This window comes from Amycolatopsis sp., from assembly GCF_025464955.1.
In the GTDB taxonomy this organism is placed as follows: Bacteria; Actinomycetota; Actinomycetes; order Mycobacteriales; family Pseudonocardiaceae; genus Amycolatopsis.
Genome location: NZ_JAODNM010000057.1, coordinates 1 through 12,288 on the forward strand (window position 1 = coordinate 1; position 12,288 = coordinate 12,288).

General features: G+C 67.7%; 10 protein-coding genes. 7 read left to right on the forward strand and 3 right to left on the reverse strand.

Features of this window, described 5'->3' with window-relative positions; genetic code table 11:
* Both JWQ81_RS12675 and JWQ81_RS12680 read right to left on the reverse strand, forming a co-directional pair.
* Positions 1–442: DUF222 domain-containing protein (locus JWQ81_RS12675; protein ID WP_297540933.1), on the reverse strand; the 442-nt coding region annotated here is incomplete at its 3' end.
* Between the two features lie 385 nt (positions 443–827).
* Positions 828–1,061: a hypothetical protein gene (locus tag JWQ81_RS12680; protein WP_297540935.1), complete on the reverse strand. Its 234-nt coding sequence runs from the start codon at positions 1,059–1,061 to the stop codon at positions 828–830.
* A gap of 313 nt (positions 1,062–1,374) precedes the next feature.
* On the opposite strand from JWQ81_RS12680, the gene JWQ81_RS12685 reads away from it, so the two are divergent.
* The 5 genes from JWQ81_RS12685 (at position 1,375) to JWQ81_RS12705 (ending at position 5,684) form a co-directional block, all read left to right on the forward strand.
* A complete protein-coding gene (locus JWQ81_RS12685; RefSeq protein ID WP_297540937.1) occupies positions 1,375–2,253 on the forward strand; it encodes an ESX secretion-associated protein EspG in 879 nt (292 codons plus the stop codon).
* A 65-nt stretch (positions 2,254–2,318) separates the two neighbouring features.
* Complete coding sequence (locus tag JWQ81_RS12690; RefSeq protein WP_297540939.1) at positions 2,319–2,747, forward strand: hypothetical protein; 429 nt, start codon at positions 2,319–2,321, stop codon at positions 2,745–2,747.
* 31 nt (positions 2,748–2,778) lie between these two features.
* Complete coding sequence (locus JWQ81_RS12695) at positions 2,779–4,683, forward strand: hypothetical protein (protein WP_297540941.1); 1,905 nt, start codon at positions 2,779–2,781, stop codon at positions 4,681–4,683.
* Complete coding sequence (locus JWQ81_RS12700) at positions 4,680–5,096, forward strand: type VII secretion target (RefSeq protein ID WP_297540942.1); 417 nt, start codon at positions 4,680–4,682, stop codon at positions 5,094–5,096. The genes JWQ81_RS12695 and JWQ81_RS12700 overlap by 4 nt, the downstream gene beginning before the upstream one ends.
* A 3-nt stretch (positions 5,097–5,099) precedes the next feature.
* Positions 5,100–5,684, forward strand: coding sequence for a YbaB/EbfC family nucleoid-associated protein (locus JWQ81_RS12705; RefSeq protein ID WP_297540944.1), 585 nt, complete (start codon positions 5,100–5,102; stop codon positions 5,682–5,684).
* A 347-nt stretch (positions 5,685–6,031) separates the two neighbouring features.
* On the opposite strand, the gene JWQ81_RS12710 is transcribed toward JWQ81_RS12705, so the two are convergent.
* On the reverse strand, positions 6,032–6,685 hold the full coding sequence (locus JWQ81_RS12710) for a hypothetical protein (protein ID WP_297540946.1): 654 nt from the start codon (positions 6,683–6,685) through the stop codon (positions 6,032–6,034).
* 49 nt (positions 6,686–6,734) lie between these two features.
* On the opposite strand from JWQ81_RS12710, the gene JWQ81_RS12715 reads away from it, so the two are divergent.
* Both JWQ81_RS12715 and JWQ81_RS12720 read left to right on the forward strand, forming a co-directional pair.
* Positions 6,735–10,544 (forward strand): RHS repeat-associated core domain-containing protein, encoded by a 3,810-nt coding sequence (locus tag JWQ81_RS12715; protein WP_297541052.1) that lies wholly within the window; start codon positions 6,735–6,737, stop codon positions 10,542–10,544.
* A 132-nt stretch (positions 10,545–10,676) separates the two neighbouring features.
* Complete coding sequence (locus JWQ81_RS12720) at positions 10,677–12,176, forward strand: AMP-binding protein (protein ID WP_297540948.1); 1,500 nt, start codon at positions 10,677–10,679, stop codon at positions 12,174–12,176.
* The last annotated feature ends 112 nt before the right edge of the window (positions 12,177–12,288 follow it).

Sequence of the window (12,288 nt, forward strand, 5' to 3'; positions counted from 1 at the left end):
GGGCGAGGCCGACGAGGATCTTCTCCGCTTGTTCGCGGTCGTGGTCGGACACGGTGGCGGGGATCTTGCCCAGGATCGAGGTGATGGCGTCGATCTGAGCGTTCCCGATCACCCCTTCCCGCGCGGCATCCGCAGTCGCGGGCGCCAGGGGTGGGGTCGAGGTGCCAGTGAAATCACACCCCGGGTGCAGCGCGTCGGACCGTTTGACGCGGGCGAGGGCGTCGGTGGTGGAGACGTGGACGGTGTCGCGGATCAGCGCGGGCAGGGTGCCGTAGCCGGTGGTGTCACGGACTCCGCGGCGCTTGATCTCGGCGAGGATCCGGCCTTGTTCGGCTTCCGCGCGGCGTCGGTTTTCCTCGAGGTTGATGTATTCGGTCACGAGCACGGACCCGTCGACACGCCACCATTCGGTGGGTCTTGTGGAGGTGTCGGTGCTGGTCACGCCTCTATGATACCGCGATTAGAACAAGGGTTCGGGACACTTTGGGGTGGTCTTGGGCTGTCGCGAGACCGCACACTCACTGCGTTTGCGTCACTGTGTGGAACCACGGCAGGGGAATGTGGGTGACGCGCAATGCCTGGAACCTAAGGGTGTCGGTGGTTGGTCGGTTGGCGTGGTGAGTCCAGCTTTACTACAGCAAGGACCCGGGGCGAGTGGTGCACGCGCAAGGGGGTCCGAGGGTCTGTCGCGTCATGTCGGGGTGACTGGCGAGGCTGGTGTCGCGTTGTGACGTGTCGTGAAGGCCACCTTCATGGCGTAAGGCGTACTCAACTAGGCCTTGACGACCTCTCTGCTCTGCCGAGAGTGCCTTCGGGAGTCCCAGCAGTCACATCGCCATCACCGGCGCCATCTGCACGGCGTGACTGGTTTTCAGTTCCGCTACCAGCACCCATTCGCCCCGGTCCTCGCTGCCGTAAACAGGACCTGCCGCACCAGCCGGCCTTCCCAGTTCCAGGAATGTGGGTGGCGCGCGGGCCGGGGTGCTGAGGACGGTCGCGGACGACGGCAAGAGGCCGATCGTGGTGTGGTGCCCGGAGGTGGAGAGCGCAGCGGTTGCCACACGTAGTACGGAACTCTGGTGGCCTTGAGATGGCATGCGCGCCCCGTGCCCGGAACGGCGGAAGGTTCTGCGAGAATCTGCGTTGTGCGTCACACTGGGTGCGTGACCAGCACAGTTTGGCGCCGGACGTTCTCCCTTATGAGTGAATGGGCAAAGGATCTGCCCGTTCACTCACGCCTGGCGATTTATGCTGGGAGACAACGTGATCGAGCATGCGAAACTGGTTGTTGACCACGTGGTAACGTGCTGCGGGGTACTTAGTTAACGAAACTACCCTTCGGGGCTAGGGCTTCAGGGAAAGTAGTGCTCAGGCATGGCGGAGAGGTTCGATTTCTCGCTGGGTACTGTCGAGGCAAGTGTCGTCGGCCGGGCACTTGGCGTCGACATCCGGCAGTTCCCGTTGCGCATTGGCAACGTCACGGTCGACCCGGTGCGGTTCGCCCACGTCGCCGCCAAGGTGTTCGAGGCGCTGGAACTGCAAAGACTGTCCATCGCGGGTGAGCTGCACCCGTCCGTGAGGATGGCGTTCGAGCTGCTGCGGGAGCGCCGGGTTTCGGTTTCGATCAACGGCATCGACGGTCTCGGCGGCGACATAGCGGTCCTCGTGGTCACCGACGGTGCCCAGGCTCTCGGAATCACCCAGGCCCATCGCGAAGACGTACTGCAGTTCGCGCTGTTCGCCGACGAAGACCTGGTCGACGTCCTCTCCGGAGTGTTGCCCGCCGCGGAAGCGGCCACGACGGGCGCGCACACGGTCGAGGACAGGCCGCGGGCCGCCACCGTCTCGGCAATGACAGCGCGGCGGCAGGCCGAGGCCGAGCTGGACGACGAGGAGACCGACGCGTTCGGCAACATCGAACTGCGCGCGGTGGTCCAGGCCAGGCCCCCGTCCGAGCGGTCGAGGTCCGCCCGGGTCCGTGCGGCGAGGCCGCAGTCGGAGGACAGCGCGGAGGTGCTGGAGCGGGTCCTGTCCGGCAGGCGCATGGGCGGCGGCCACGTCATCGCCACCGGCTACGGGCGGCGTGGCGAGATCCTCACCGCGAACCCGCTGAGCTGGCTGGACACCGAGTACGGCCGGTACCTGGTGTGGACCGACACCGACGACTCGGGCACCGTGTCCGCGCGCTACGAGCCGGCCGGCCGGCTCGACGTCGGGCGCGCGATCCTCAACTCTATTTCGAGCATCTACTGAACCAGACAGGCTGAGGCGCGTCTTCCTCAGCGGCGGACCGGCCGAGCAGACCCAGGAGGAACCCCATGAGTGACGAGGCCAAGGCTGCGGCCACACGGGTGGCCGCAAATACGGCGATCGCGGAGGCTCGCGTCGGGTTGAGCGGGGTCAGGCTGAAAGAGATGGCGGTCTCGGGGAGCTTCGCCGTCGACGACTCCACCGGCAATCGCATGATCCAGTCGCTCGAAGGCGTCATAGACAGCCTCACCGCCCGCTGGGCCACGCTCGCGAAGGTCGGGCAGACACCGCCGATGAGCACGACCAGCACCGCGCAGTGGGTGTCCGGGCACATGGTCAACACCGCGACCGACGACCGAGGCCTGCTGACCCAGCTGCAGCAGGCCCGCGACGAGTTCCCGACCTACATCGAAGCGATCAAGCTGGCGAAACAGAACTACCGGGACACCGAGGACACCTCGGAACAGCGGCTCAGGACCATTCACCCGGAAACCTGACCCGCCCCGCCGACTGCCAAGGAGACAGCTCGTGGCCCCCACTCCCGACCCCCATGACCAGTCGCGGGCGGTTTCCGATCCGAGCTCCCCGGACTACGACCCGCACAGCCCGTTCTACGACGTCACCACTGATTCTTCGTCGGCGTACTACGTCGGTCCGCTGACGACTGGCGCGCAGTCCGGTGACCAGATCCGCGCCGAGGCAGCGGCCGAGGTCGAGCAGCAGCTCGCCGGCAAGACCTGGGCGTCGGACGCGGTCCGCCAGTCCACCGAAAACAGCATGACCCAGCAGTTGTACGAGCAGAAGATCGCCGAGGCGCGCAACGGGCTGGACAGCGGTGTCGAACTCCGCTCGCCCGGCACCCCGCCGACGACGGACTGGTCCGGCGCGTCGCATGAGCAGATGGCGGCGGCGATCAGCCAGAACGCGAATTCGGCGACGGTGGCCGAGTCGTCGGAGGAGTGGGTGTCGGTCGGTAACGAGCTGACGCAGCACCAGTCGAACCTCGCCGACGCGATCTCGTCGAGCACGGCGAACTGGCAGGGCGCCGGTGGGGACGCGGCGCGGCAGCACCTGGCGAATGTCGGCAAGTGGCTGGGGCAGACCGCGCAGGGCGCGACGCTCACCGGACGTCAGCAGGAGATCCACTCGCAGACGTTGAACGAGACGCAGGTGTGGATGCAGGCCAACCCGCCGGTGAAGTTCTCCGTGCAGGACGCGAACGCGCAGCTGCAGACGATCAAGGATCCGGTCCAGTACGCGGCGCAGGCCGGAGCGGATCAGCAGGTCTACAAGAACCAGCAGGCCGTTCGCGCGCAGGCCGCCCAGGTGATGACCGGCTTCGACCGTACCGTGGGCTCGGCGATCGCGACCCCCGCGTTCACCGCTCCGCCGAAGCTGCCCGGCTCCGGTGGCAGCAGCCCCACCGGGACACTTTCGCCCCGGCTCAAGGGCACTCCGATGTCACCCGCCGGCACCCTCAAGCCGTTCAGCGTGGGGACGCCCACCGGGACTGGCGGCCCGAACGGCGGGCCGGGTGGCGTTCCCGGCAGCCCGAACGGAACCACCGGGGGCCCTGGTGGCACCGGCGGTCCCGGTGGGATCGACCCCTCCGGCGGTCCGGGCGGCTCGCCCTTCGGCGGTCCGGGTGGCGGCGGTCCGGGTGGCAGTGGCCCGGGTGGTGGCGGTCCGAGTGGCCCCGGGAACATCCCTCCGCTCGACACTGGCCCTGGGTCTTCCGGCAGCCCGTTCGGCGGCCCCGGTGGCACCGGCGGACCTGGCGACGGGACAAAGATCTCCGGCTTCAACCCGCCGACGATCCCCACCGGTACGGGTCCGGGAACGTCTGGCGGGCCGTTCACCATGCCGCCGATCCCCGGCGGCGGTCCGAACACCGGTTCGCCGTATACCGGCAATCCGGGCTTCAACCCGCCGCCGATCCCCAACAGCTTTCCTCCGGGTGGCTCACCTTTCGGCGGCCCTGGCGGAACAGGCACAGGCGGAACAGGCCCCGGTAGCACCGGCAAGATCCCGACCATCGGCAGCACGGGCGGGATCAACGGTTCGAGCATCGGCAGCCGGCTCGGCGGTGGCGGTGGCGGTGCTGGCGGCGGCGGTCTAGGTGGTGGTGGCTCCACCGGCGGCTCTGGCTCAGGTTCCAACCTGAGTGGCGGGAACGCGTCCGGCGCGGCCGCGGCGGAAGGCGAAGGGGCAGGCCGTGGGATGGGCGGTGCCGCGGGTGCCGCTGGTGCGGCCGGCAAGAGCTCTGGCCCCATGGGCGGCGCCGGAGCCGGCGGCAAGGGCGGCAAGGGTGAAGAGGACAAGGAATACAAGTTGGCGGATTACCTCGAGCCGGAGGACGACTCGATCTTCGCGGCCGATGAGGTCGTCGCCCCGCCGGTGATCGGTGACTGGAAGAACAAGGACTGGAAATGACGAGTGGCGGCTCTTTCGAGGTTGTTCCCGAGGACCTGCTCGCGCATGCGAGTCATCTGGCGGGGCTGGTCGACCGGCTGAACACCGCTTCGGCAGCCAGTGTGTCGGCGATGTCCGATTCCGCGTACGGCTTGTTGTGTTCGTTCCTGCCGCCGATCATCAACCCGACCGGCGAGCAGGCAGCCGCCACGGTGAAGGCGGCCGGGGAAGCCCTCAGTACCAGCGCGGACAACGTCCGCAAGGCGGCGACCTCGTACCAGGACAACGAAGACAGCAGCGCGCAACCGTTCTTGCACAGTAGTTCGCAGATGGACGACACCGCCACCGCCACGACGCCGTACAAGCGCAGTGACTCGCCGTCCATGCCACAGCCGAAAAATTTCCGTATCGGTACCACGGTTCAGGAGAAATGACTTATGACGACACCGAGCGGGCTCAGTAGCTTCGCCCGTGACCCGGACGAAGCGCAGCGGCAGATGGACCAGTGGGCACAGGGGTTCGCGGCCAAGGCGGAGCGTTACCAGGCCGCGCAGGCCCAGACCGAGCAGTTGCGGCTGACTGCCACCAGTACCGGCGGCGCGGTCAAGGTCACCGTCGGCGCCGATGGCGGCGTGACGAACCTGGAGTTCACCAACAAGGCCAGGTCGATCCCGCTGGAAGAGCTGTCGTCTCAGATCCTTTCGACCATGCGGCGTGCCCAAGCGGGTATCGCGACGCAGGTCAGCGAAGTGATGACTGAGCAGCTCGGTGACGAGGACCAGGAGACCAGGTCGCTGCTGCTGGACAACCTGCGCACCCGGTTCCCCGAGCAGGACGACGAGGGCACGCCCACCGACGACGCGCCGTTCGCGGCTCCGGAAGCCGGCCCACCGTCGACGCCTCCTCCGCCTCCTGCCGCCCCGCCGACGCCGCCGCCCGCCGCGCGACCTCCGCAGGCACCGCCGCGGCCCCCGAGCCGTCCTGGCGGTCCGGATGAGGACGACGAGAACTCGCCTTGGTGACGTTCTAGTTCGGTTCGGAATTCGGCTCAACCTTTCGGCGGACATGTGGATACTGCCCTGTTTCCTTGAGGACGGCTTATTTTGAGTAATCCGTTGGTTGCGCCGGTGAAGGATTCGACGAAGGCGTACTCCGGTATTTCGTTGGCTGAGTCGGCGGCGAGTCTGGCGCAGGGTATCGAGAGTGGTGACTGGGCGTCGATCGCGATGGGTGCGGTCGGTACTGCGTTGGATGCGTTGACTATTGCGATGGACCCGTTCGGTGCCATTTTGGCTGCTGGTGTCGGGTGGTTGTTGGAGCATGTTGGGCCGTTGAAGGAGGCGCTGAACGCGCTGACGGGTGATGCTGATCAGATTGCGGCGAATTCCGAGACGTGGAAGAACATCGCGACGGAGTTGGGCAGTGTCGGTGATGATTTGAAGTCGATGGTGGCTGCGGATACGTCGTCGTGGGTGGGCGATGCGGGGGATGCGTATCGTGCGCAGTCGGCGGATGCGGTGGCGTTGTTGCAGGCGGCGGCGAAGGGTTGTGAGGGCGCGTCAAGTGGGGTGAAGACTGCTGGTGAGGTGGTCGGCGCGGTTCGGACGTTGGTGCGGGATACGATCGCGCAGCTGGTGGGGCATTTGATCAGTTGGGCGTTGCAGGTGGTGTTCACGTTGGGGATTGGTTTGGCGTGGGTGGTGCCGGAGGTGATTTCGGCGGTTGCGAAGACGGCGTCGGACATCGCGAATGTCACTGGGCGTTTGGTGAAGGCGATGAAGGCGTTGATGCCGTTGTTGAAGAAGGCGGGGACGTTGTTCGAGGACGCTGGTAGGGCGTTGAAGAAGATTAAGCCGGGTGAGGGTGTTCCGGCGGCGAAGCATGGTGATGTGGGCTCGGGGCCGAAGTCGATGGATCCGCCGTCGGGTAAGAAGGGTGATTCGACGTCACCGTCGGGCGCGGGTGGCACGCCACCGCCGCTGAAGTCCGACCCTGCGGCACCGCCCAAGACGGACGGTTCCACGACGGCGTCGGGTGATCACAGTGGTGGGGCCACTCCGCCACCGTTGAAGGTGGACGGCACCCCGCAACCCAAGTCCGACCGTGGCCTCGGCAACGATTCGACGCACAGTTCCGGTGCCACCGAGCCGGAACCGCTACGCGACAGTGCCGTCCCCGGCGAGAACCGCTTCTGTGCCTCCGACCCGGTGGACGTCGTGACCGGTGAGATGGTGCTCGTCCAGCGGGATCTGGACCTGCCAGGGCCGCTCGCGCTGATCCTCGAGCGCACTCATGTGTCCTCGTACCGGGCCGGGCGCGTCTTCGGTATCTCGTGGGCGTCCACTGTGGACCAGCGGCTCGAGGTCGGCGCGCACGTCTGCTATTACGCCCCGGACGGCATGATCCTGGTCTATCCGCTGCCTTCCGCCGGTAGTCCGGTCATGCCGCTGGAAGGGCCGCGGTGGCCGCTCGGCCTGGATGGCGGCGGTTACGTCATCGACGCGGTCGCTGCCGGGCAGAGCCTTCGGTTCGCCGCCGCGTCCGCGGGAAACCCCCGCCGCTTTCCCTTGTCCAGTATCGAAAAGCCCGAGTCCGGGCGGATCGACATCAGCCGCGATGGGGCCGGGGTCCCGACACTGATGCGGCATTCGAGCGGGGTCAGGGTCGCCTTCTCGAGCGAGTCCGGCCGGGTCACCGGCATCCGGATGGTCGGTCTCGCCGGCGCACCTGACGTCGTCGTCATGCGCTACGGCTACGACGACGCCGGCAGGCTCACCGAGATCGTCAATTCCTCGGGCGTCGCGGCGCGGTTCGACTATGACGACTTCGGCCGGATCACCGGTTGGCAGGACCGCAACGGCACCTGGTACCGCTATATCTACGACCGGGATGGCCGTTGCGTCCGCACGGTGGGCGACCGCGGTTTCTACAACGGTGCGTTCGCCTACGACCGCGAGCGGCTGATCACCACCCACACCGATTCACTCGGCCACACCACGGAGTACCACTACACCGAGACCAACCAGCTGCTGCGGGAGGTCGACCCGCTCGGGAACATCACCGAGTTCGAGTGGGACCGCTATGACAGGCTGCTCTCCCGGACGGACCCGCTGGGGCGGATCACCCGCTACGAGTACGACGTCAACGGCGTGCTGACCAGCGTCTTCCGGCCCGACGGGCACGAAGTCCTGATCTCCCAAGGCGCTGAGCCGGCGCTCGCGGTGGACGATGGTGAGCGTTCCTGGCAGCAGGCCTATGACGGCGTGGACCTGCCCGACCCCGCGCGGGCGCAGGTCGGCGTGGCACGCCCGTTGGGCTACCGCGCACTCCGGGGTGGCGACTCCGTCGACACCGGCACGCCCGAGACCGACTTGTTCGGTCGTACGAACAGGTTGACGGACGCGGCCGGCAGGCAGATCGACCTGGGCTGGACAGTCGAAGGACACCGTGCGCTCCGGGTCGGTCCGCTCGGTGGGCGCGAGCACTGGCGCTATGACCACGAGGGCAACGAGATCGAGCACGTCGACCAGCTCAGTCAGCGGCGTGCGGTCGAGTACGGGCCGTTCGGGCTGCCGTTCGCCACAGTGGACCCGACGGGTGCGCGTACGGCGTACGGCTACGACACCGAACTGCGGCTCACCTCGGTGACCAACCCGCAGGGCCAAGTGTGGAGCTATGTCTACGATCCCGCCGGGCGGCTGGTCGAAGAGACCGACTTCGACGGCCGGACCTTGCGCTTCACCTACGACCGCGCCGGTCAGCTCCGGCGCTCGGTCAACGGCGCGGGCGAGGTCACCGAGTACGAGTACGACGCGGTGGGCCAGGTGATCGAGCGCCGAACGGCATCGGGCACCACCACTTACGCCTACGATCCGCTGGGTCGCCTGGAATCGGCGACCGGGCCGGACGGCACTCTGGTCTGTGAACGCGACGAAGACGGGCGCGTGGTCGCCGAGACCGTCAACGGCCGCACGGTCACCTACGCCTATTCGCCGGACGGCAAGCAGAAACGCCGTCGGACGCCGTCCGGAGTGGACAGTGTCTGGACCTATGACGAAGCGGGTGTACCGGACACTCTGGCCACGGCCGGGCACATCCTGCGGCTGCGGCACCGGGACGGTCGCGAGGTCCGGCGCAGCATCGATGACGCGGTGGTGTTCACGCAGACCTTCGACGCCGAACACCGGCTCGCCTCGCAGGTCGTCGCGACCGAGCAGAACCGGGTCGTGCAGCAGCGCCGCTTCGAATACCGCCCGGACGGCCGCCTCACGGCCACGCACGACGCGGTTTCCGGTTCCGTGCGGCTCGTCCTCGACCAGGCCGGGCGGATCACCGAAGTCTCCGGGGCGGACAGGCGGGAGACCTACCGCTACGACGCGATCGGCAACATCGTCGCCGCCGGGCTCGAAACCCGTCAGTACCAAGGGAACAGGCTCGTCGGCAGCGGCGCGTCGTCCTTCGCCTACGACGCACAAGGCAGGTTGGTGCTGCGTAACCACGGCACGGCTGCCTGGCAGTACACCTGGGACGCACACGATCGGCTGACCGGGCTGCGCGCTCCGGACGGCACGCGGTGGCGCTACCGCTATGACCCCGTCGGCCGCCGGATCGCCAAGCAGCGGCTGGTATCCGCGCCCGGCACGGAACCGGTGGTGGCCGAGCAGATCGAGTTCGTCTGGGACGGTCCGCTGCTCATCGAGCAGGTGCACACCGACGAGGTGGGCCGTCGCACGGTGACCACCTGGGACTACCACCCGCTCGACGACCGCCCGCTCACCCAGTCCGACAGTGAGGGCCGGTTCCACTCGATCGTCACTGATCCGATCGGGACACCCACCGAGCTCGTCGACGCCGACGGGACACTGTCCTGGCATCAGCGGTCCGGTCTCTGGGGCCAGTCCGCGACGCCCTCGGGTACGCCGCTGCGTTTCCCCGGGCAGTACGCGGACGCGGAATCCGGTCTGCACTACAACGTCTACCGCTACTACGACCCGTCCACCGGGCGCTACCTCAGCCCGGACCCGTTCGGTCTCGGCCCGGCGCCCAACCCGGTCGCCTATGTCGGCAACCCCTTGCAGGAAGCCGATCCGCTCGGTCTGATGTGTTCGAAGTCGAAGGACTCCGCCAACCCGCCCGACGCCCCCGGCGCGGGAACCGATCCGGCGGCGGTCAAGAAGACTCCGCCGCCCTTGCCTCCGCGAAGCAGCAAGCCGGCGCCCAAGCCGGCCGCGGAAGCGCCGCCGGCCGCCCAACCGAAGCAGCCGCCGCCCGTGCCCCCGCGGAGCAGCAAGCCGGCGCCCAAGCCGAAGCCGGAGGCCGAACCTCCGGCCCCGAAACCGAAGCCGCCCGTTCCGCCGAAGCCCACGCCCAAGCCGGCCGGACCCCCGGTGCCGGACAAGGCGCCGCTGCGTTCCGGAGCGAAGACCTTCGGGAAGGACACCGCTTCCGGGGAGAAGTACGAACTCAGCGCGGACGGCACCAAGGTCAAGATCTATCGGTTCGGTGACAAGGACAAGAGCTACGACTGGGAGTCCAGGAGCAGGCAGGAGCATCAGGGCGACTTCTCCGAGCCGAGCGACATGAACAGCTGGGCGATCAAGCAGTCCTCGTTCGGCAGCGGTTCGGACAATCCGACCAAGAACCCGTTCATCTCGATCGCCACGGACCACGAAACCCTTTCGCACAGCAGTGACCCCTGGGTGCAGAAGATCGTCAAGGAGTCGCCGGACCTGCGGGTGATGGAGGTGCCACCGGAGGCACTGATCCGGCCGCGGCCGACCAAACCCCTTTCCAAAGCCGAAACCGAGTGGATGTTCTATGACGGTGACGGCGCCATGAACAAGTATCACTCGACCTGGCTCCCCAACCCGTACAAGCACTGATCGGGTCGTGAATGCGAGGATTGGGACACTCGACGTCCCATTTCCCGCATTCACCAAGGAACTTCTGGCGTCGCCGGCGAAATCCGGGCCATGATGGTGGCTCAGCTCCCCGCGACCAGAACAGGCGGACCAGTGTCTTCAACTAGTGTTTTCCCCCAGGCGCTGCTTGATTCCTTCGAACAGAGCCCGGACACGCCCGCGTTCGAGCACGGCTCGCGGGTGGTCACGCGGGGCGAGGCGCTGGAGCTGATCGCGCGGTTCACCAGCGGGCTCCGCGCGGCGGGGCTTCGCGCCGGCCAGGGCGTCGCCATCGCCACCGGAGTCACCCCGGAGGGGTTCGCCGTGCAGACGGCCGCGCAGGTGCTCGGCTGTCGCGTGGTCGGTGTCCGTCCGGGGCTGACGCCGGCGCAGCTGGCCGTGATCGTCGGGCGCGACATCGATGCGCTGCTCGTCGACGAGTCGGCCGAGACGCCTGAGCTGCTGACGGCCGCGGAGTCGGTCAAGGTGCTGCGGGTTGGGCCGGAGTTGTTGGGGGAGAACGAGAAACCCGTCGCGCAGGGGCGGCTGGAGGACATCGCGGTGGTGACGTTCACCAGTGGCAGCACCGGAACGCCGAAGGGGGTCGCCCTCGGCTACCAGGCGCTGACCGAGCACTGGGCGTGGCAGCCCGCGCGGTGGCGTGCCCATACGACCGAGCTGGCGTCGGGGTACCGCCGCTATCTGCTGTTCGGCACGCTGACCAGCCTCGTGATCATGGAGCATCTCGGCCTCTGCCTGCTTTCCGGCGGTACCGCGGTGATCCCGGTCGGGCTGCCGGTGTTCCCCCAGGTGATCGAGGAGCTGAAGATCAGCGCGAGCCTGGTCACCGTGCCGCGGCTCTACCAGGTGCTGGACGTGCTGCGGGAGGAGAGCGTCGACGTCAGCTCGTGGCAGGTGCTGGTGGTCGCCGGGTCTCCGGTGGCGCCTCACCGGCTGGCCGAGGCGTTCGAGCGGATCGGTACCGCGGTCCGCCAGGCGTACGGCCAGACCGAGCTCGGCGTCCTCACCTGGCTCTCGGCCGAAGACGTCAGGCAGTGGCCCGAAACGCTGGGTTCGGTCGGTCGGGCCGGTACCGACGTCGAGATCGAGGTGCGTGACGACGCCGGGCAGCCGGTACCCGCGGGGGCAGTCGGCGAGATCTGGGCGCGTACCCCGTACCAGCTGTCCGGGTACTGGCGTGACGAGAAGCAGACCGCGGAGGTGCTGCGTGACGGCTGGATCCGCACACTCGACCTCGGTCACCTCGATGAGCGCGGTTTCCTCTACCTGACGGGCCGGGCCAGGGAGGTCGTCATCGTCAACGCGATCATCCACTACATCGGGCCCATCGAACGGGTCCTCGCGTCGCATCCCGACGTCGACCAGGCGTATGTGGTCGGTGCGCCGGATGAGCACACCGGGGAAGCCTCACACGCCTTCATCGTCCCGATGGACGGTCGTGAAGTGGAGTTCGACGCTCTTCGCGCGATGGTGGTCGGTGAGCTCGGTGCCGCCGCTGTCCCGGCGACGTTCACCGCCATCACCTCGGTGCCCGTCGCTCCCGGCGGCAAGCCCGACAAGCGCGCCTTGCTCAGCCTCCCGTCAGCGGACTGAGATACAACAGGAGAACTTCCAGCTCAGCCGTAACGTGGATCTCGGAGCGTTCGAGCGCACCTCGATGCGGCCGCGGTACCGATGGAGGTGTAGGCAGGTCTAGTGGGAAGTG